Origin of the sequence: Citrobacter sp. KTE151 (genome assembly GCF_000398845.1) — a bacterium.
GTDB classification, from domain to species: Bacteria; Pseudomonadota; Gammaproteobacteria; order Enterobacterales; family Enterobacteriaceae; genus Citrobacter; species Citrobacter braakii.
Genome location: NZ_KB976065.1, coordinates 617,411 through 636,913, shown reverse-complemented (window position 1 = coordinate 636,913; position 19,503 = coordinate 617,411). Strand labels below are relative to the sequence as shown.

19 protein-coding genes and 1 riboswitch are annotated in these 19,503 nt (G+C 52.7%); of the genes, 9 read left to right on the top strand and 10 right to left on the bottom strand.

Annotated elements, in window-relative coordinates; genetic code table 11:
• Positions 1-2: 2 nt before the first annotated feature.
• Positions 3-620 (bottom strand): glycerol-3-phosphate 1-O-acyltransferase PlsY, encoded by a 618-nt coding sequence (gene plsY, locus WC7_RS05695; RefSeq protein WP_016154536.1) that lies wholly within the window; start codon positions 618-620, stop codon positions 3-5.
• A 106-nt stretch (positions 621-726) separates the two neighbouring features.
• On the opposite strand from plsY, the gene folB reads away from it, so the two are divergent.
• Positions 727-1,095: a bifunctional dihydroneopterin aldolase/7,8-dihydroneopterin epimerase gene (gene folB, locus WC7_RS05700; RefSeq protein WP_003828442.1), complete on the top strand. Its 369-nt coding sequence runs from the start codon at positions 727-729 to the stop codon at positions 1,093-1,095.
• Between the two features lie 86 nt (positions 1,096-1,181).
• Entirely contained in the window at positions 1,182-2,000 is an 819-nt protein-coding gene (gene bacA / locus WC7_RS05705; protein ID WP_016154535.1) for an undecaprenyl-diphosphate phosphatase, read from the top strand.
• A gap of 52 nt (positions 2,001-2,052) precedes the next feature.
• Here the strand turns inward: bacA and WC7_RS05710 are convergent, their stop codons facing one another.
• Positions 2,053-3,288 (bottom strand): multifunctional CCA addition/repair protein, encoded by a 1,236-nt coding sequence (locus WC7_RS05710; protein WP_016154534.1) that lies wholly within the window; start codon positions 3,286-3,288, stop codon positions 2,053-2,055.
• A gap of 61 nt (positions 3,289-3,349) precedes the next feature.
• Positions 3,350-3,970, bottom strand: coding sequence for a TIGR04211 family SH3 domain-containing protein (locus tag WC7_RS05715; protein ID WP_016154533.1), 621 nt, complete (start codon positions 3,968-3,970; stop codon positions 3,350-3,352).
• Between the two features lie 241 nt (positions 3,971-4,211).
• Between WC7_RS05715 and WC7_RS05720 the strand changes: the two genes are divergently transcribed.
• The 4 genes from WC7_RS05720 to glgS all read left to right on the top strand — a co-directional run bounded on the left by WC7_RS05720 (position 4,212) and on the right by glgS (position 10,486).
• A complete protein-coding gene (locus tag WC7_RS05720; RefSeq protein ID WP_016154532.1) occupies positions 4,212-5,513 on the top strand; it encodes a CYTH domain-containing protein in 1,302 nt (433 codons plus the stop codon).
• A gap of 125 nt (positions 5,514-5,638) precedes the next feature.
• On the top strand, positions 5,639-8,479 hold the full coding sequence (glnE, locus tag WC7_RS05725) for a bifunctional [glutamate--ammonia ligase]-adenylyl-L-tyrosine phosphorylase/[glutamate--ammonia-ligase] adenylyltransferase (protein WP_016154531.1): 2,841 nt from the start codon (positions 5,639-5,641) through the stop codon (positions 8,477-8,479).
• Between the two features lie 59 nt (positions 8,480-8,538).
• Positions 8,539-9,972, top strand: coding sequence for a bifunctional D-glycero-beta-D-manno-heptose-7-phosphate kinase/D-glycero-beta-D-manno-heptose 1-phosphate adenylyltransferase HldE (gene hldE, locus WC7_RS05730; RefSeq protein WP_016154530.1), 1,434 nt, complete (start codon positions 8,539-8,541; stop codon positions 9,970-9,972).
• 307 nt (positions 9,973-10,279) lie between these two features.
• Positions 10,280-10,486 (top strand): cell surface composition regulator GlgS, encoded by a 207-nt coding sequence (gene glgS, locus WC7_RS05735; RefSeq protein ID WP_019077704.1) that lies wholly within the window; start codon positions 10,280-10,282, stop codon positions 10,484-10,486.
• Between the two features lie 34 nt (positions 10,487-10,520).
• Here glgS and ubiK read toward each other — a convergent pair whose 3' ends face one another.
• On the bottom strand, positions 10,521-10,817 hold the full coding sequence (gene ubiK, locus WC7_RS05740) for a ubiquinone biosynthesis accessory factor UbiK (RefSeq protein ID WP_003024618.1): 297 nt from the start codon (positions 10,815-10,817) through the stop codon (positions 10,521-10,523).
• A 132-nt stretch (positions 10,818-10,949) separates the two neighbouring features.
• A riboswitch (FMN riboswitch) is annotated at positions 10,950-11,099 on the top strand.
• A gap of 106 nt (positions 11,100-11,205) precedes the next feature.
• Here ubiK and ribB point away from each other — a divergent pair.
• The gene (gene ribB / locus WC7_RS05745; protein ID WP_016154529.1) at positions 11,206-11,859 is read left to right on the top strand and encodes a 3,4-dihydroxy-2-butanone-4-phosphate synthase; all 654 of its coding nucleotides are present in this window, start codon (positions 11,206-11,208) and stop codon (positions 11,857-11,859) included.
• A gap of 82 nt (positions 11,860-11,941) precedes the next feature.
• Here ribB and dsbI read toward each other — a convergent pair whose 3' ends face one another.
• Genes dsbI through WC7_RS05760 form a run of 3 tightly spaced genes read right to left on the bottom strand, consistent with a single transcriptional unit; the run spans position 11,942 to position 15,117 of the window.
• On the bottom strand, positions 11,942-12,619 hold the full coding sequence (gene dsbI, locus WC7_RS05750) for a protein-disulfide oxidoreductase DsbI (RefSeq protein WP_016154528.1): 678 nt from the start codon (positions 12,617-12,619) through the stop codon (positions 11,942-11,944).
• Between the two features lie 14 nt (positions 12,620-12,633).
• Positions 12,634-13,302, bottom strand: coding sequence for a thiol:disulfide interchange protein DsbA/DsbL (locus WC7_RS05755; protein WP_016154527.1), 669 nt, complete (start codon positions 13,300-13,302; stop codon positions 12,634-12,636).
• An 18-nt stretch (positions 13,303-13,320) separates the two neighbouring features.
• A complete protein-coding gene (locus WC7_RS05760; RefSeq protein ID WP_016154526.1) occupies positions 13,321-15,117 on the bottom strand; it encodes an aryl-sulfate sulfotransferase in 1,797 nt (598 codons plus the stop codon).
• A gap of 397 nt (positions 15,118-15,514) precedes the next feature.
• Here WC7_RS05760 and WC7_RS25965 point away from each other — a divergent pair, with 397 nt between their 5' ends.
• The gene (locus tag WC7_RS25965) at positions 15,515-15,691 is read left to right on the top strand and encodes a hypothetical protein (protein ID WP_016154525.1); all 177 of its coding nucleotides are present in this window, start codon (positions 15,515-15,517) and stop codon (positions 15,689-15,691) included.
• A gap of 65 nt (positions 15,692-15,756) precedes the next feature.
• Here the strand turns inward: WC7_RS25965 and zupT are convergent, their stop codons facing one another.
• Complete coding sequence (gene zupT, locus WC7_RS05765; RefSeq protein ID WP_016154524.1) at positions 15,757-16,530, bottom strand: zinc transporter ZupT; 774 nt, start codon at positions 16,528-16,530, stop codon at positions 15,757-15,759.
• A 147-nt stretch (positions 16,531-16,677) separates the two neighbouring features.
• Between zupT and ygiD the strand changes: the two genes are divergently transcribed.
• Positions 16,678-17,466: a 4,5-DOPA-extradiol-dioxygenase gene (gene ygiD, locus WC7_RS05770; protein WP_016154523.1), complete on the top strand. Its 789-nt coding sequence runs from the start codon at positions 16,678-16,680 to the stop codon at positions 17,464-17,466.
• 85 nt (positions 17,467-17,551) lie between these two features.
• Here ygiD and WC7_RS05775 read toward each other — a convergent pair whose 3' ends face one another.
• Together WC7_RS05775 and WC7_RS05780 are read right to left on the bottom strand one after the other, a co-directional pair.
• Entirely contained in the window at positions 17,552-18,712 is a 1,161-nt protein-coding gene (locus WC7_RS05775) for a glutathionylspermidine synthase family protein (protein WP_016154522.1), read from the bottom strand.
• 5 nt (positions 18,713-18,717) lie between these two features.
• Positions 18,718-19,395, bottom strand: coding sequence for a DUF1190 family protein (locus WC7_RS05780; protein WP_016154521.1), 678 nt, complete (start codon positions 19,393-19,395; stop codon positions 18,718-18,720).
• Positions 19,396-19,503 lie beyond the last annotated feature (108 nt).

Here is a 19,503-nt window from a genome sequence, read left to right as displayed (position 1 = left end):
AATCACTCTGGGTCTCTTTCGCGTTTTTTCTTCAGCTTGGTCCAGATCTTTGGCTCCTGACGACGCCACAGACGCTGAATGTTGTCATGGTGGCGTAACAGAATTAAGCACGACAGCATGGACACCGGGAAAGTGAACTGGGGATTGAACCACCAGACGTAAAAGGGGGCGATCAGCGCGCTGACGATAGCGCCTAATGATGAATAGCCGCTTAATAAAACGGTCAGCAGCCAGGTTCCGGCCATCACGCCGGTTAAATCCCAACCAATCGGCGCAATTGCGCCAAAGGCGGTGGCAACGCCTTTCCCACCTTTAAAGCCGAAGAAGACCGGCCAAATGTGACCCAGACAGGCGGCGATCGCGATCAATCCCAGCCAGAAGGGGCTAATGCCTAGCGCATAGGCACCCCAGACGGGTAACATACCTTTCAGGACGTCGAAAATCAGCACCGCGACGGCGGCTCCTTTGCCACCGATGCGCAATACGTTTGTCGCGCCCGGATTCCCAGAGCCGCTGTCACGCGGGTCCGGTAATCCAGCAAGGCGGCATACCAGAATAGCACTGGAAATTGAGCCACAGAGGTACGCGAAGATAATCATTCCAGGCGCGATTGCACTCATAAGCTGTTCCGTTTTGAAAATGTCGTGTAAAACGCTACTTCTGTGGATAATACGCATATTTCGCCGGAAGTGGTATCCGGGTTAGCCAAAAAGCAGGCAGGTCGTGATGGATATTGTATTTATAGAGCAACTTTCTGTAATCACCACTATTGGTGTTTACGACTGGGAACAAACGATCGAACAACAGTTGGTGTTCGATATCGAAATGGCGTGGGACAACCGTAAATCGGCTAAAAGCGATGATGTGGCTGATTGCCTGAGCTATGCTGATATTGCTCAAACGGTTGTTAATCATGTGGAAGGCGGGCGCTTTGCGCTGGTCGAACGCGTGGCGGAAGAGGTGGCGGATCTGCTGCTTAGCCGTTTTAATTCTCCATGGGTGCGGATCAAACTCAGTAAACCTGGCGCGGTAGCCCGTGCGGCGAACGTCGGGGTTATCATTGAGCGTGGCAATAATCTGAAAGAAAATAATTAAAATAATAATATCTAAACCAAACGGGTATAAAAGGGTCTTTATGTCGGCTCGTTTTCGCCGTGGTTTATCTATCTAGAGGTTCATTAATGAGTGATATGCACTCGCTGCTGGTGGCGGCAATTTTGGGTGTGGTCGAAGGATTGACGGAGTTTTTACCCGTTTCCAGTACCGGCCATATGATTATTGTTGGCCACTTGCTGGGTTTTGAGGGTGACACCGCAAAAACATTTGAGGTGGTTATCCAGTTGGGCTCTATCCTGGCGGTCGTGGTGATGTTCTGGCGACGCCTGTTTGGCCTGATTGGCATTCACTTCGGTAAGGTCCCACATGAAGGCACTGGCAAAGGTCGGCTGACGCTGGGCCATATTCTGTTGGGGATGGTTCCTGCCGTCGTACTGGGACTGATTTTCCACGACATCATCAAATCGCTGTTTAACCCGATCAACGTCATGTATGCGCTGGTGGTAGGGGGCGTGCTGCTGATTGCCGCAGAATGCCTGAAGCCGAAAGAGCCGCGTGCCCCGGGTCTGGATGATATGACCTATCGCCAGGCGTTTATGATTGGCTGTTTCCAGTGTCTGGCGCTGTGGCCGGGTTTTTCTCGTTCAGGGGCGACGATTTCTGGCGGTATGCTGATGGGAGTAAGCCGTTACGCGGCCTCCGAATTCTCCTTCCTGCTGGCCGTGCCGATGATGATGGGCGCAACGGCGCTGGATCTCTACAAAAGCTGGACGTTCCTCAGCGCATCAGATATTCCGATGTTTGCAGTTGGTTTCGTGACGGCGTTTATCGTGGCGTTGGTGGCGATCAAAACCTTCCTACAGCTGATTAAGCGCATCTCGTTTATTCCGTTTGCGATTTACCGCTTTATTGTGGCGGCTGCCGTTTACGTCGTGTTCTTCTGATTTTACTAGCTTGCCGGATAGCGGCGTTAACGCTTATCCGGCAATGCACTGTCTACGCTTTCGGGCAACGTTGTTCTTTCCAGTCGGCCACCGCCGCGATCCGACGCCGGGTCAGTTCCTCGCGAATAGCCTGACCTTTGAATCCCGCCTCAACGACGTCTTTCGTTGGTACCGCCTGCGCAACCTGCCAGGCTTCACGCAACAGCCTGCCTTGCGGATAATCCGCCGCTTCAAAACCGGTTCGCCCACGCACGTCGGCCTCGCTGGTCAGGGCGATTTGCTCCACGCGCAGCGGTTTGCGCCAGGCATCGATGGAATCAAACAGCTTAACGATGGTTTTCGGCTGCAGGATCGGGAAGGTATGAATGAGGTCGTGGAACTCGGCTACCAGTTTGGCTAAATCACGGATGTCATTCGGCACGCGCAGGCGTTGGCACAGTTGCTCGACCAGCTTCACGCCAGCCGGACCGTGACCGTGGTGGCGTGGCCACAGCGCTTTTGGTGTCAATGCCTTGCCAAGATCGTGGCACAGCGTGGCAAAACGCACGTCGACCTCCGGACTTAACATGGCCGCCATCGACAGCGTCATCAGCGTGTGAATACCGGTATCAATTTCCGGGTGCCATTGCGCGGGCGCGGGAACGCCAAACAGGGCATCTACTTCCGGAAACAGGACATGCAGTGCGCCGCAGTCGCGCAGGACCTGAAAAAATACCTGTGGGTTGCGGGTGGTTAAAGCACCTTCCGTTTCTTTCCACACCCGCTCTGGCGTCAGGTGTTCCAGTTCCCCTGCGGCGTTCATATCGCGCATCAGCGTCATGGTTTCTGCAGCGATACGAAAACCGAGGTGCGCATAGCGGGCAGCAAAGCGCGCCACGCGCAGCACGCGCAATGGATCTTCGCTAAAGGCGGGGGACACATGGCGTAGCAGACGGTTTTCCAGATCGTCGCGTCCGTTATACGGATCGATAATCTCGCCGTCGTCATCGCGGGCCATTGCGTTGATGGTCAGATCGCGACGCTGAAGATCAGCCTCCAGCGTCACATCCGGCGCGGCGTAACAGGTGAATCCGGTATACCCCGAGCCTGATTTGCGTTCGGTACGCGCCAGCGCATACTCTTCCCGGGTTTGCGGATGCAGAAACACGGGAAAATCGCGGCCTACCTGCTGGTAGCCCGCGTCGAGCATCTCTTGCGGCGTGGCGCCGACAACAACCCAATCTTTATCTTTAATCGGTAGCCCTAATAACGCATCCCGAACAGCACCACCGACCAGATAAATCTTCACGCCACTTTCCTTTTGAAATTATGATCCCTTAATCATATGTCAGTGTGGCGGAGAAGGCGATTCAGTTCATCCAGCGATCTTTGCGTTTACGGCTGGGGATCATGTGTGGCAGAACCAGGCCGAGCAACAAACCAAGACCTAGCACGCCGCCGCCGTACATAAACCACTGCATGATGATGGTGCGCTGTTTGTCATCAAGCTGAAGGTTGGCTGCGCTGACCTTCTTTTGCGCCACGATAAGCTCGTTCCTCAGCTTCTGGTTTTCTTGTTTCAGCCCGTCGATTACGCTGTCGCTTTGCGACACTTTTTGCTGCATATCGGCGGTGCGCTGATTCCACGTGGTGTCGATATTATTGAGCTTATCGGTCAAGGTCTTGACCTGGTTTTCCAGATCGGGAACGCGGGTACGCAGGCTCGGCGTACTGTTCAGCTCTTTCAGTGGGATCCAGGCGGTACGTCCGGTGCTGTCTTTCACCTGGGCGTAGTTGGTGTTGGCATCGGTCTGTAATAGCGTGACTTCCTCGCCGGCGTTAACCGTACCCACGAGGCGATAATTATCTCCCGGACCGCTGCGGACCCAGGTGTTCAGTTCGTCAGAAACATAGCGCTTTTCTTCGGCATGAGAGACTGCAGTGGCGCTAAGTGCGAGTAAAGTTAATCCAATCAGGCGTAATTTTGGCATCAGGCTGTCGTTATTGTCATAGAAAGTGGAACGATAGTAGTGGCATCAGTGTCTCTACGCAAAGCATTCGACATCAATCGGAATCATCTGTGTCCTTTTTGCCACCACTCGAAACTTTTACGCCCGTCAAATTGCTCGTTGCATGGCAATTTGGCGCAAAATACTATCTACTGACCATAAAGAACGAGCTTAGTTCGCAGTCAGTTTTCTCAACTGTGACATAACCCATAAGTACAAGACCATGGCCCAGGAAATCGAATTAAAATTTATCGTCAATAGTGACGCTGTAGATGCGCTACGTGAACGTCTGAATACGCTGGGGGGAGAGCATCATGCGCCCAGCCAGTTGCTGAATATCTACTACGAAACGCCCGATGCGTGGCTGCGTGGTCACGATATGGGGCTGCGTATTCGCGGTGAGAACGGTCATTACGAAATGACCATGAAAATTGCCGGACGAGTGACGGGTGGCCTGCATCAGCGGCCGGAGTTTAACGTTGCGCTGAACGCGCCAGAGTTGGATCTCTCCCTGTTTCCAACGGAAGTCTGGCCTGATGGCGAACTGCCCGCTGAACTTGCCTCTCATGTACAGCCGCTCTTCAGCACCGATTTTTACCGTGAGAAATGGCACCTTGATATCGACGATAGCCGCATTGAAATGGCCCTCGATCTCGGGGAAGTGAAAGCGGGCGAGTTGGCTGAACCTATCTGTGAGCTTGAACTGGAGCTGTTAAGCGGCGATACCCGTGCGGTAATGAAGCTGGCAAACCAACTGGTATCGCAAACCGGTTTACGCCAGGGCAGCCTGAGTAAAGCGGCGCGCGGCTATCATCTGGCTCAGGGGAATGCACCGCGTGAACTCAAACCGACGCGCATTTTGAAGGTTCCGGCAAAAGCGAGTATTGAGCAAGGGCTGGAAGCGGCGCTGGAGCTGGCATTATCACAGTGGCAGTACCATGAAGAGCTGTGGGTGCGCGGCGTCAAAGGGGCGAAAGCCGAGGTGCTGGCTGCGATGGGCCTGGTGCGTCACATTCTGATGCTGTTTGGCGGTAATGTGCCGCGAAAAGCGAGTGCTCACTTACGTGATTTGCTGACCCAGTCGGAAGCGATCATTGCGTCTGACGTTTCTGCCGTTTCCGCGGTTTACAGCACGCAAACGGCGATGGCCAAGCTGGCGTTGACCGAATGGCTGGTGACCAAAGGGTGGCAGCCGTTCCTTGATGCGAAGGCGCAGGGTAAAATAGCCGACTCCTTTAAGCGTTTCTCAGATACCCATCTCTCGCGCCATGCCGCTGAACTGAAAACAGCTTTTGCTCAGCCGCTGGGCGATCAGTACGCCGCTCAACTTCCGCGCCTGACGCGCAATATTGATAGCATGCTGATGCTGGCGGGATACTACGACGAAAAGGTCGCATCGGAATGGATCGCCACCTGGCAGGGTTTACGTCACGCCATTGCGGCCAACCAATACATTGAAATTGAACACTTCCGCAACGAGGCGATTGCTTTGGAACCGTTCTGGCTGCACAGCGGAAAACGATAATCAGGGTGAGGCCGGGATGCCTGATGGCGCTGCGCTTATCAGGCCTACGCGATGGGCGGAAGCGGCATGCAGGCTGGATAAGGCAACATGCCGCTGCCCGGTACTATTCAAAGGATAATCCATAAATGAAGCAGCTCTCTTCACCGTTACAGCAGTACTGGCCGACCGTTGTTGAGCGGCTGCCAGCAGCAATATCTGAGTCCTCGCTTAGTATTCAGGCGAAGTCAGTGCTTACATTCAGTGATTTTTTTCGCGACAGCATTATTGCCCATCCCGAATGGCTGGTCGAACTGGAAAGCACGCCACCCGGGGCGGATGAATGGCAACACTATGCTGATTGGTTACAGCAAGCATTGGTCGACGTTAGCGATGAAAACACGCTGATGCGTGAGCTGCGCCTGTTTCGCCGTCGCATCATGGTGCGTATCGCCTGGGCGCAGACGCTGTCGCTGGTGACGGAAGAGAGTATCTTGCAGCAGCTAAGCCATTTGGCTGAAACGTTGATCGTCGCCGCGCGTGACTGGTTATACGCCGCCTGCTGTCGTGAATGGGGTACGCCCTGTAATCCACAAGGTGTTGCGCAACCGCTGCTGATTTTAGGCATGGGGAAACTGGGCGGCGGTGAACTGAATTTTTCCTCTGATATCGATCTGATTTTTGCCTGGCCTGAGCACGGCAGTACGCAGGGCGGACGTCGCGAGCTGGATAACGCGCAGTTCTTTACCCGTATGGGCCAGCGGCTTATCAAAGTGCTGGATCAGCCCACAATGGATGGATTTGTCTATCGGGTGGATATGCGTTTACGCCCGTTTGGCGACAGCGGCCCGCTGGTGCTGAGCTTCTCCGCGCTGGAGGATTATTACCAGGAACAAGGGCGCGACTGGGAACGCTATGCGATGGTCAAGGCCCGCATTATGGGCGATTCCGACGGTACTTACGTCAGTGAGCTACGCGCTATGCTGCGGCCTTTTGTTTTCCGCCGCTATATTGATTTCAGTGTGATCCAGTCTCTGCGTAACATGAAAGGAATGATTGCCCGCGAAGTGCGCCGCCGTGGCCTTAAAGACAACATTAAGTTGGGCGCGGGCGGTATTCGTGAAATCGAATTTATCGTGCAGGTATTCCAGCTTATTCGCGGTGGGCGCGAGCCGTCATTGCAATCCCGCTCGCTGTTACCCACGCTCAGCGCCATCAATGCGTTGCACCTGCTGTCAGATACCGACGCGGAACAACTGCGCGCAGCCTATCTCTATTTACGTCGTCTGGAGAACCTGCTGCAAAGTATCAATGATGAGCAGACCCAGACGTTGCCAGGCGATGAACTGAACCGCGCGCGGCTGGCGTGGGGGATGAACGTCGATGACTGGCAGCAGCTAACCGATGTGCTGGCCAGTCATATGGACAACGTGCGCCGGGTGTTTAACGAGTTGATTGGCGATGACGAAGCAGAAACCCAGGAAGAGTCGCTCTCAGAACAGTGGCGTGAACTGTGGCAGGACGCATTACAGGAAGATGACACCACGCCGGTGCTGACGCATCTGGCGGATGACGATCGCCGGCGCGTGCTGTCTCTGATTGCCGATTTTCGCAAAGAGCTGGATAAACGCACCATTGGCCCACGCGGACGCCAGGTGCTGGATCACTTAATGCCACATCTGCTGAGCGATGTCTGTTCGCGTGACGACGCCTCAGTCCCACTGTCGCGCATCACACCGCTGCTGGTAGGCATTGTGACCCGTACGACCTATCTGGAGCTGCTGAGCGAATTCCCCGGAGCGCTTAAGCATCTGATTTCGTTATGTGCTGCCTCGCCGATGATCGCCAGCCAGCTGGCGCGGTATCCGCTGTTGCTCGATGAACTGCTGGATCCGAACACCCTGTATCAACCCACCGCGACGGATGCCTACCGTGATGAACTGCGCCAGTATTTGCTGCGCGTACCGGAAGATGACGAAGAGCAGCAGTTGGAAGCGCTGCGTCAGTTTAAGCAAACGCAGTTGCTGCGCATTGCCGCGGCAGATATCGCTGGTACGCTGCCGGTGATGAAGGTGAGCGACCACTTAACCTGGCTGGCGGAAGCTATTATTGATGCGGTAGTCCAGCAGGCGTGGATGCAGATGGTCGCTCGCTACGGGCAACCCACTCATCTTAACGAGCGCGAGGGGCGCGGTTTTGCCGTCGTCGGGTATGGCAAACTGGGCGGCTGGGAGCTGGGCTACAGTTCGGATCTTGATTTGATCTTCCTGCATGACTGTCCTATGGACGTGATGACGGATGGTGAGCGTGAGATTGACGGGCGACAGTTCTATCTGCGTCTGTCGCAGCGCATTATGCACCTTTTCAGCACCCGCACCTCATCCGGTATTTTGTATGAAGTGGATGCGCGGTTGCGTCCGTCCGGCGCGGCGGGAATGCTGGTGACATCAACCGAGGCTTTCGCTGATTACCAGCGCAACGAAGCCTGGACGTGGGAGCATCAAGCGCTGGTGCGCGCTCGAGTGGTGTACGGCGACCCACGGTTGACCTCTCAGTTTGATGCGATTCGTCGCGATATCATGACCCTCGTCCGCGATGCGAAAACCTTGCAGACCGATGTGCGCGAAATGCGTGAGAAAATGCGGGCCCATTTGGGCAATAAGCATCGCGATCGTTTTGATATCAAAGCGGATGAAGGCGGCATCACCGACATTGAGTTTATTACGCAATACCTGGTGCTGCGCTATGCGCATGAAAAACCGAAGCTGACGCGCTGGTCGGATAACGTGCGCATTCTGGAGTTACTGGCGCAAAACGACATTATGGATGAGCAGGAAGCGCTGGCGCTTACCCGTGCTTATACGACGCTGCGCGATGAACTTCATCATCTTGCATTGCAGGAACTTCCGGGCCATGTGGTGCCGGAGCACTTCGACGCTGAACGTACGCTGGTGCGTGACAGCTGGCAGAAGTGGCTGGTTGCCGAGTGAAGTGTGCTATTATCGCGCGCAAATTTTAAGACCCTCAGAGAATCTCTCAGGAGACAGGAATGAAAGTAACGCTGCCAGAGTTTGAACGTGCAGGAGTCATGGTTGTCGGTGATGTGATGCTAGATCGCTACTGGTACGGTCCTACCAGCCGTATTTCACCTGAAGCGCCGGTTCCGGTGGTGAAGGTTGATACCATTGAAGAACGTCCCGGTGGCGCAGCAAACGTGGCGATGAACATTGCCTCTCTGGGAGCGAATTCGCGTCTGGTGGGCCTGACTGGGATTGACGACGCGGCGCGTGCGCTGAGCAAAACGCTGGCGGATGTGAACGTAAAATGTGACTTCGTTTCTGTGCCAACTCATCCGACGATCACCAAACTGCGCGTGCTTTCCCGCAACCAGCAGCTGATTCGCCTGGATTTCGAAGAAGGTTTTGAAGGCGTGGATCCGCAGCCACTGCATGAGCGTATTAACCAGGCTCTGGGCTCCATTGGCGCTTTGGTGCTCTCCGATTACGCCAAAGGCGCGCTGGCAAGCGTGCAGCAGATGATTGCTCTGGCGCGTAAGGCTGGGGTGCCGGTGCTTATCGATCCGAAAGGGACCGATTTTGAACGCTATCGGGGCGCAACGCTGCTGACGCCGAATTTGTCTGAATTTGAAGCGGTGGCCGGTAAGTGCAAAAGCGAAGATGAACTGGTTGAGCGCGGCATGAAAGTGATTGCAGATTTCGACCTTTCTGCGCTGCTGATCACGCGTTCCGAACAGGGTATGACGCTGCTGCAACCGGGCAAATCGCCACTGCATATGCCGACGCAGGCGCAGGAAGTGTATGACGTGACGGGGGCGGGCGATACGGTGATCGGCGTGCTGGCTGCGACGCTGGCGGCGGGGAACACTCTGGAAGAGGCGTGCTATTTTGCTAATGCCGCAGCGGGTGTTGTCGTCGGTAAACTGGGGACTTCCACCGTTTCCCCGATTGAACTGGAAAACGCCGTGCGCGGTCGGGCCGACACTGGCTTTGGCGTGATGAGCGAGTCTGAGCTGAAACAGGCCGTAGCCAGCGCCCGCAAGCGCGGTGAGAAAGTGGTGATGACCAACGGCGTGTTCGACATCCTGCATGCGGGCCACGTTTCCTATCTGGCGAATGCGCGCAAGCTGGGCGATCGTCTGATCGTGGCGGTAAACAGCGATGCTTCGACCAAACGTCTGAAAGGCGAAACGCGTCCGGTCAACCCGCTGGAACAGCGCATGATCGTGCTGGGCGCGCTGGAAGCCGTCGACTGGGTGGTCTCTTTTGAAGAAGACACACCACAGCGTCTGATTGCCGGCATCCTGCCGGATCTGCTGGTAAAAGGCGGCGACTATAAGCCGGAAGATATTGCGGGCAGCAAAGAAGTGTGGGCGAACGGCGGAGAAGTGCTGGTGCTGAACTTTGAAGATGGCTGCTCAACGACCAATATCATCAAGAAGATCCAAAAAGACAGCGATAAATAACAAATGCTGGAAACGTATCGAACTTTTGGATTCGATACGTTTCTTGCTATTGATGCTGCTGTTTTCTTCAACCCAGAGTAAAGGAATAAGGGGAGAGGGGATTTCTCCCCCCGATTTACTTTTACATGACGTTACAATAAGCGTGCGTCACGCTGACCTTAAATCCGACCCCTCTTAGATTTCGTGGGAAACTGTGAACCAGCGCAGTGGGTTTGCGCACAATATGTACAGAATAACTTCGCATCCAGGGAAATACTGAAATTAGAAAAAGCATATGGCCTTAACAGATATTCAATAACTGGAGGGTATGCTCATGAACAGCAATATGTATTCAATGAACAATTTCGATTTCCTGGCCCGTAGTTTTGCCAGGATGCAAGCTGAGGGCCATCCCGTAGATATCCAGGCGATAACTGGGAATATGGATGAAGAACATCGTAGCTGGTTTTGCAAACGCTATGCGCTGTACTGCCAGCAGGCGACGGAGGCCAGGAAGCTAGAACTGGAACACTAACAGAAAAAACGGGCCTTGCGGCCCGTTGTCGTTTTTACTCTTGCGGATCGACTGACGGGATCGCGGGAGCAGGTTTAACTTCTGCCGTTTTTTCACGCGATTCCAGCTCAGTCAGACGTTGCTCAAGCAGCGCCAGCTTTTCACGGGTACGCAGCAAAACCTGAGTCTGTACATCAAACTCTTCACGGCTTACCAGATCCAGACGGGTCAGCTGTGACTGCAGCGTTTGACGAATTTTCTTCTCGACGTCTTCGCCAAACTCGCGGATCCCTTTCGGCATCGACTCGTGAACCTGACGAGCAATCTGCTCAATTTTTTTCGGGTCAATCATTGTGGTTTCCCTGAACTGGTACGTGTTGTTGCCTATTGTAGTGCGAACTGGCACAGGCATAAACCAGAATTGTGTGAAGCTAAGACGAGCAAAGGCGTTGATGAAGGTAATCAATAGCGTTATAGTTAACCCGCTTATTCTCAGGGCGGGGCGAAATTCCCCACCGGCGGTAAATCAACTCAGGTTGAAAGCCCGCGAGCGCTTTGGGTGCAAACTCAAAGGTCAGCAGATCCGGTGTAATTCCGGGGCCGACGGTTAGAGTCCGGATGGGAGAGAGTAACGATCCAGTCGGGCATGGACCCGCTCACGTTATTTTTTTGCCGCTTAGACGGTACTCCTAAGACTGCCCTGATTCTGGTAACCATAATTTTAGTGAGGTTTTTTTACCATGAATCAGACGCTACTTTCCTCTTTTGGTACGCCTTTCGAACGTGTTGAACTTGCGCTGTCTGCGCTGCGTGAAGGACGCGGTGTGATGGTGCTTGACGACGAAGATCGTGAAAACGAAGGCGATATGATTTTCCCGGCAGAAACCATGACGGTTGAACAGATGGCTCTGACCATTCGTCACGGCAGCGGTATTGTATGCCTGTGCATCACTGAAGACCGACGTAAACAGCTCGATCTGCCAATGATGGTGGAAAATAACACCAGCGCTTACGGTACCGGTTTTACCGTGACCATTGAAGCCGCAGAAGGCGTGACCACCGGCGTTTCCGCTGCGGACCGTGTTACTACGGTGCGTGCGGCAATTCAGGATGGCGCTAAACCTTCCGATCTTAACCGTCCGGGGCACGTTTTCCCGCTGCGTGCTCAGGCAGGTGGCGTGTTGACCCGCGGTGGTCATACTGAAGCAACCATCGACCTGATGACGCTGGCAGGGTTTAAACCGGCAGGCGTGCTGTGCGAACTGACCAATGACGATGGCACCATGGCGCGTGCGCCAGAATGTATCGAATTTGCCGGCAAGCATAATATGGCGGTAGTTACTATCGAAGACCTGGTGGCTTACCGCCAGGCGCATGAGCGCAAAGCCAGCTAATCGCAAATTACCACGTTAGTCGCGGTAAGTATAAAAACCGAAGCCATCTTCCAGGCTTCGGTTTTTTTGTTTCTTGCTCCGATTATTTGGTTCTCACCCGCTTTAATGCCCATGCGCCGCTCATAATGACGAGCAACAGTAAGCACAAACTAAAGGCCAACAAACAGGCCTGCGCCATGTTCATAAAATGCCAAGGCGGGATCAGATACCAGCCTTCTGACTGCTGGTACAGATCGACAAACCACTTTTGCGTACTGCTGAGCGCCACGCCGTCGGGAACGATGGGAGCGTCATAGCCGCAATCTCCTGTGGGTTTAAACCACTCCGGTGCCCAGTTGGCCAGAGGCAAATTGAAAGGGAATGTCGGATCGGTGGAACATCCCTGTACGCCAAACAGTGAATCCGGGTCCGGGTTATGTACAGCATAATGAATGCCGTTAAGTTTAATGGAGAACTTAATGCCCATGATGCTGCCGTAAAATGCCGCGATACAACCGATGAGCTTCAGAACAACATTTTTGGGGTTGATTGCCGCAATCAATCCGCCAAAAACCATCACCAGCATGGCAAAACGAATGTAGACACATTGCTCGCAGGGGGCCATGTAGAGATAGATTTGGAAGAACGAGTGCGCCAGAATAATCAATCCACCCATTGCGCAAGCCATCAACAGCCACAGAAAGCGCTGTTCCTGCCATCTCACCAGGGTATCAACCGGTGTATTACATAAGTCTCGCCACGATCCTTTTATGAAAGCCATAGCCGGGTCCCTGTTTATTTTTTCGCGAGCTCTCTGACAAGCTCAGCCATGGAATCAATAGATTTGATATTTTTGGTGTAGATCAGGTATTTACCATTGACGACGTAAGCCGGAACGCCCTGGATTTTGGCGACATCATATGCTGCTTTCCATTTCTCCAGCGTTTGCTGGACGGCAGGATCCTTCAATGCCGCGTCAAAATCAGCCTGGCTCATGCCCGCTGCATCCAACCCTGTTTTGATGAATGAGGCGGGATCTTTACCCTCTGACCAGCGCTCTTTCTTATCGTGGTAGGCGGCGTAATAAGCAAACTTGGCTTTTTTAAACTGTGATTTGGCGTCAAACAATGAAATACCTGCAGCCATGTCCCTGGCAATCATTACGGCAAAGATTTCACTGGCCTGCTTACCGTAGTCCCCTTTGGTTTCCAGATGAAACGGAGTGAAAGTAACGACATCGGCGACTTTGTCTGACACGGGCCCTGTCACGGCTTTATCATATTTGTAGCAAAATGGGCAGGCGTAACTGAATACTTTGATCAACGTCTTATCAGCATTGGGAATTGGTTTTTCCAGAACCATATAATCAGTGCCTTCAGTAAACGCTGATGCTGCAAACGGTGAGGCCAGCGCGGCGGTTAATACCACGCTTTTAAATAATGAAGTGATCCATTTAGATGACATAATTAATCCTTAATCTAATTATTTAAACATTTGGCGTGGATGAACCAGCAATGCACGGTAGTGAGTTTGATTTGGCTTATCGGACAGGACATTAATTTCGACTTTGACTTCTTTTGTTTTGTAGTCAATTTCGTTGATTTTGCCGATGGTTGGTTGTCCAACGTCAAATAAATTAATCGAACCACCAAAGCCAAACATGGTGTCGCGATCTTTTTGATATTCGATAACCGAGGTGATAGGGCTATAAAAATCATAACCGCGCTCTTTTCCGTACTCCCAAATTTGCTGAACGGTCCCTTTTTTCTCGTCAATTTTATATTCGACGAAACGGGAGTATTTCATCGTTGGTAACGCTGGTTGTTCGAGTCCGCGGCCATCGCCGTTGTCAAAAATGGTAAGCGTTCCTTTGCTGGAGAGCCATGCGGTGTGCTGGGTGTAGGTAAAATCGAAATCGGTATTCTCACACTTGCCATTTTCATCACATTTCAGTGCGTTGCCTTTATCATCAACCGGTTTTAACAGCTTGCTTGCCAGCGCCTTATTCCAGCCTTTAGACGGTGCAAGGATCCACTTCACCTGTTTATCGCGACCGATTTTGACAACCCCCTGATGGCGGGAAGAGATAATGATGGCGTCATCTTTGGCGTCAAAGGCGATGGAGTTAACGTGCGCCCAGTTACGACCCGCACCCACGCCGAGGGCATCACCGTAGGGGGTATCTGGCTCCAGTTTTGCTTGCTGGCCGGCATGAGCGAGGTCCACGTTGACGCATACCGCGCCTGCATCTAACGCACCCAGCAGTGCATCACGCATCGGATCGAGAATTTTTGTCAGATCCCACACGTCAACAACACGACCGGATTTGTCGACTTCAATAATCTGGTCGCGGATAGTTTGAACATGAATGCCATCTTCCTTGCGATAGTCCCGTTTACCCACGCGAAGCAGTACGGTGCCGTTCACCGTTTCGACGGACTCATGCGATGCGTCGAGGAATCCGCGCGGCAGCTTATGGTCGGCCAGAATCTGGCCCATCATATCGAATTCATACCAGTGCTGGCCCTGTACGGCGGTGAAGGTGCCGCGCGGTGTCTCCCGTATGCCCATCAGGTAACCGCGCTTGTTGATATCCATGTCATGACCGTCATAGAAAGTGTCCTGATCCAGCCACCAACGATATTCGCCTTCCGTATCAACGACAAAGGTAAAGGGTGCGATATCAAAGGGTAATGCGCCACCGGCCGGACCTGCATCCAGGATACCGGCATTTTTATCTTTTTCACCATGCCAGTGGAATTCTGCGCCCTGCGCGGTAAAGGTGTGGGTATTCACCAGATAGAGACGGTCTTCAAAGCCAGGTGCGACCTTAATAACGTTTGTTTGCTGTAAATCGGAAATAGAACGGTTATCCATGTAGTGATTAACGATGGCAGATGTTTGCACCACGTAATCTTCCTTGATGGCCTTGCCATTTTCTTTATATTCAACAGTGACCTTATTAGCGAACTTTTGATAAAGGCCAAAAATAGGAACCCCATCGTAGGTGGCGAGGGATTCTTTGCCGACGGTATAGGTAATTGGGACTCCTTTTTCACCTTTACCATGAACGGTAACTTTAACATCCGAAATAACATGACTATCTAATTCAACCAGTGCGGTAAGAGGGGCGTTTCCGTATGGGTCAACGACTATCGCACCCAATTTTCCTGCGGGCTGGGCTGGTTGGAAACCTGCGGCAAATGAATTACCTGCGACAAAGCCAAACGTCAGTGCAAGCGTTCCGGCTAGAAGTGTTTTTCGGTACTGTGTAAACATGGATATATCTCCTTATATTATCTTTAGATATAACAGTGCTGAATATATTATGTTTTTACGATGTGAATATAATAAAAAATGGTATTGCCGATGCTACTTTTATGGTGAATATATTAATATTGATGTGGTGTATTATTTTGCAGGCGCTAATTTTTATTATTTTTTGGATGGTATGAGTGCGTTATTTTAAGGGCAATATTTATTATTGCGCAGTGTGATCTTGTCGACATTGTTTTATTTTTTATAACGGTGTCAACTATTTGCATAGCTGCTGGTTTATATGATCGAAATCATATATTTGTTTCTGGAATATGCCACTATAGGAGTATGTAAGAATAAGGTTGTGTAAAATTTTAACGTTAAATGTTTAATGATGTTAAATTTTAAGGGTAAAAGAATGTTTATCGCCTGGTACTGGATTGTATTAATTGCACTCGTTGCAGTTGGTTATTATTGCCATATGAAGCGTTATTGTCGGGCATTTCGGCAAGACCGGGATGCATTACTCGAGGCGCGAAACAAACTCTTTCGTCGTTCTGGCGAAGATAACAGCGCGGTTAAGGAACAGGAATAGTCCTTCACGTTCTGCTATGGATGAGCGGATGCTGTAAATTAGCAGGGTGGCATCCGCCCTCTGAATTAGCCGATCCCCATGGACTGGAGGATGACAAGACTTAACCCCATCACCGACATTCCACAAAGTACCCCATAGCTGGGATTATTATTCGGGTCGATCTCTTTTGCCAACGGCATTAGCTCATCGACGGACAGCGCTACCATAATTCCTGCGACTGCTGCCATTATTGCCGCCATCACTACCGGCGAGATCAGGCTCCCCAGAATTAACCACGCCAGTACGCTACCCAGGATTTCCGCCATGCCCGAGATCCCGGCCCAGAATATCGCCGTACGTTTGGAGCCCGTGGCTGCATAGACTGGACCCGCAACGGCTAATCCTTCAGGAATATTGTGTAATGCGACGGCAAGGGCAATACCAAAGCCCAGCTCGAGGTTGCTGCTGGCGGTAACAAACGTCGCTATCCCTTCCGGGAAGTTGTGCAGGCTAATGCCGAGCGTTAATAAAATCGCGGTACGTTTAATGGAGCCGGGCAGTGGCCGCGTGGTTTTCTGTACCAGATCCTGAGGGTGCGCGTGCGGCAATAGGCGGTCCAGGCCAAAGTATCCCAGTAAGCCAACGATAAACATTCCGTAGCCCAATACCGGCGACATGCCTTCAGCAGCCAGTGCGGCTGGGAGCATCTCCATCAGTGAGATCAGTAACATAATCCCTGCGGCGAAGCCTAACGAAAAGGCGAGCACGCGGTTGGAGGGTTTTTGCCCTAACACGCCGAGAAATGCGCCGATAAACGTGGCGGCGCCTGCCAGTAAAGTCAGAAGTAAAGGTACTGACATCGACAAATAAAACTCCTTATCAATCTGCTGTCCGGGTCGGATCGTCAAAATAACTGATGATCTTCATCATGGTTATCTGAGTTCTTCATCAGCCGAATAAGCGTATTGTGGTGGTATCAAAATGACTCCCTCAGTAAGGATATCATCATGTCTTCAACTCGTATGCCAGCATTGTTTTTGGGTCACGGTAGCCCGATGAATGTTCTGGAAGATAACGTTTATACCCGCGCCTGGCAGCAACTGGGGGAAACGTTGCCGCGCCCGAAAGCCATTGTGGTGGTCTCGGCGCATTGGTTCACTCGTGGCACGGGCGTGACGGCGATGGAAGCGCCTAAAACGATCCACGATTTTGGCGGTTTTCCGCAGGCGCTGTATGACACCCATTACCCGGCTCCTGGATCACCGGAACTGGCGCAGCATTTGGTTGACTTGCTGGCCCCGGTGCCCGTTACCTTAGACAAAGAGGCGTGGGGTTTTGACCACGGTTCATGGGGCGTGCTGATCAAGATGTACCCGCATGCGGATATTCCGATGGTGCAGCTGAGCATTGACAGTACCAAACCTGCGGCCTGGCATTTTGAAATTGGCCGCAAGCTGGCGGCACTGCGTGATGAGGGCATTATGCTGGTAGCCAGCGGCAACGTGGTGCATAACCTGCGCACTGCGCGTTGGCACGGTGAGAACACGCCATATCCGTGGGCGACCTCATTCAACGAATATGTTAAAGCAAACCTGACATGGCAGGGACCGGTTGAACAGCACCCGCTGGTGAACTATCTCGATCATGAAGGGGGATCGTTATCGAACCCGACACCGGATCACTATCTGCCGCTGCTGTATGTATTAGGTGCCTGGGACGGCAAAGAGCCGGTGACTATTCCTGTTGACGGGATTGAGATGGGAAGTTTGAGTATGTTGTCGGTGCAGGTCGGATGATAAATGCCCGATGGCGCTGCGCTTATCGAGCCTACAGTTCATGCTGTAGGCCGGGTAAGACGCAGCCACCACCCGGCACTCTCAGTCATTCGACAAAAATATGCGGATAGAAACGCGAGAGATCCTGCGTGATCAACGCGCGGTCTTCGCGAATGCCAATGCCAGCTGGTTGATCGTTGATTAGCCAGCTGCCGATCAACATATAGCTGTCGCCAAACTTCGGTAGCTGATGGAATTGCTGCACGATCATACCTTCTTCGCCGTACGGCCCTTCCACTGCTTCGATCGTTTTACCGTTTTCGATAATGGAAACGTTCGCGCCTTCACGTGAGAAGATCGGCTTTACGACGAATTTATCCATCTGAGGATAGTCATCTTCGGCGAAATACGCAGGCAGCAGATTCGGATGATCCGGGAACATTTCCCACAACAGCGGTAATAACGCTTTGTTGGAGATGATGCTCTTCCAGGCTGGTTCCAGCCAGCGAACGCCAGCGTCTTCCAGCTTAGTGGAGAACATTTCGCGCAGCATGAATTCCCACGGATAGAGCTTGAACAGGTTAGCAATGACCTGATCCTGCATATCCGTGAACTGACCTTTTTCACCAAGACCAATATCTTCGACATAGAGGAATTCAGTGGCGATTTCAGCTTCGGCAGCGCAATCCTGCAGATACTGGATCGTTCCGCGGTCTTCCACCGTATCGCGACAACAGGTCAGATGTAGCAACTGAAAACCATACTGCTCACGCAGCTCGGCGAAACGCTCGATCAGCTTTTCCTGCAGACTGTTGAATTGATCGCTGCCTTCCGGCAGGTTGCCTGCATTGAGTTGGTCTTCCAGCCAGATCCACTGGAAAAACGCAGCTTCGTACAGAGAGGTTGGCGTATCGGCGTTGTTTTCTAACAGCTTAGGCTCGCCCGTGCCGTCCCACGCCAGATCGAGACGCGAATAGAGCGACGGTTGCTGTGTCTGCCAGGACTGGCGGACAAAGCCCCAGGTATGCTTCGGAATGCGAAACTTGGTCATCAGCTCATCGCTGGCGATGACCCTTTCCACCACTTTGAGGCACATTTGATGCAGCTCTGCGGTGACCTCTTCCAGCTTTTCGACCTGAGCAAGCGTGAGCTTATAATACGCATCCTCACACCAGTACGGCTCGCCGTACATAGTGTGAAAGTTGAAACCGTATTCGGTGGCTTTATCGCGCCAGTCCGGGCGCTCAACAATACTGACTCTTTCCATGACGATCAGCCGCCCATTGAACGAGTGGTAGTACCGCTTGCGCTACGCTGCATGGTGCTCTGTTTAGCCACAGATTCGCCAAATCCGCCGCGGGTTACGGTAGAGGTGGTAGCCGGTTTCGGCGCCATGGCGGTTTTCGGTACGGTCATGGTGCGACCCGGCGTTGCGGCGCCGTAGTTTTTGCCGCCGGCATCCGTATATTTGCCGTATGCCGGGCTGGCCGGATTTTTCGAGCTGAACAGCGGCTGCTGAGCGCCCATACCGCCACCCATCATGCGGCCCATCATATAGCCTGCCATCAGCGGCATCCAGAAGCTGCCGCTGCTTTGATTCTGCGCCTGAGCCTGGCCTTCACCGGTCGGCGCCATGCCCGCTTGTGCAGGTGCCTGTTGGCACTGGCCTTCGCCGAATTCAGCGATACAGTCTTCGCGAGTGGCGTATTTTGGCGCGGTGCGTTCAGCTTCTTTCAGCGCATTGTTAAACGCGGTGGTACATTCGGCGCTTTTACCCGGATTAGCTGCAGAGCAGTCGTCCGCGTTCTGATAAAGCGAAACCGTTTCGTCACTCTTTTCACAGCCCGCGAGCATAAAAACAGCGGTAACTGCCAGAGCGACAGGAGTCAGGTGGCGCGCGCTCCAGCTTTTGCGGAACGAGGCGTGATGTATAGATTTTGTCCGTTTCATTTATGTCTTCCAGGACCCAGTGGTAACTCTGCTCAGAATAGAGGATGACTGGTCGAAATTGAAGCGGGAAGAGGCGAGAATGCGGAAGAAGGGGCGGATCTTTACGTT

Coding starts and splice junctions, on each gene's coding strand:
- plsY (WP_016154536.1), bottom strand. CDS start 620: ATGAGTGCAATCGCGCCTGGAATGATTATCTTCGCGTACCTCTGTGGC.
- folB (WP_003828442.1), top strand. CDS start 727: ATGGATATTGTATTTATAGAGCAACTTTCTGTAATCACCACTATTGGT.
- bacA (WP_016154535.1), top strand. CDS start 1,182: ATGAGTGATATGCACTCGCTGCTGGTGGCGGCAATTTTGGGTGTGGTC.
- WC7_RS05715 (WP_016154533.1), bottom strand. CDS start 3,970: ATGCCAAAATTACGCCTGATTGGATTAACTTTACTCGCACTTAGCGCC.
- WC7_RS05720 (WP_016154532.1), top strand. CDS start 4,212: ATGGCCCAGGAAATCGAATTAAAATTTATCGTCAATAGTGACGCTGTA.
- glnE (WP_016154531.1), top strand. CDS start 5,639: ATGAAGCAGCTCTCTTCACCGTTACAGCAGTACTGGCCGACCGTTGTT.
- hldE (WP_016154530.1), top strand. CDS start 8,539: ATGAAAGTAACGCTGCCAGAGTTTGAACGTGCAGGAGTCATGGTTGTC.
- glgS (WP_019077704.1), top strand. CDS start 10,280: ATGCTCATGAACAGCAATATGTATTCAATGAACAATTTCGATTTCCTG.
- ubiK (WP_003024618.1), bottom strand. CDS start 10,817: ATGATTGACCCGAAAAAAATTGAGCAGATTGCTCGTCAGGTTCACGAG.
- ribB (WP_016154529.1), top strand. CDS start 11,206: ATGAATCAGACGCTACTTTCCTCTTTTGGTACGCCTTTCGAACGTGTT.
- dsbI (WP_016154528.1), bottom strand. CDS start 12,619: ATGGCTTTCATAAAAGGATCGTGGCGAGACTTATGTAATACACCGGTT.
- WC7_RS05755 (WP_016154527.1), bottom strand. CDS start 13,302: ATGTCATCTAAATGGATCACTTCATTATTTAAAAGCGTGGTATTAACC.
- WC7_RS05760 (WP_016154526.1), bottom strand. CDS start 15,117: ATGTTTACACAGTACCGAAAAACACTTCTAGCCGGAACGCTTGCACTG.
- WC7_RS25965 (WP_016154525.1), top strand. CDS start 15,515: ATGTTTATCGCCTGGTACTGGATTGTATTAATTGCACTCGTTGCAGTT.
- zupT (WP_016154524.1), bottom strand. CDS start 16,530: ATGTCAGTACCTTTACTTCTGACTTTACTGGCAGGCGCCGCCACGTTT.
- ygiD (WP_016154523.1), top strand. CDS start 16,678: ATGTCTTCAACTCGTATGCCAGCATTGTTTTTGGGTCACGGTAGCCCG.
- WC7_RS05775 (WP_016154522.1), bottom strand. CDS start 18,712: ATGGAAAGAGTCAGTATTGTTGAGCGCCCGGACTGGCGCGATAAAGCC.
- WC7_RS05780 (WP_016154521.1), bottom strand. CDS start 19,395: ATGAAACGGACAAAATCTATACATCACGCCTCGTTCCGCAAAAGCTGG.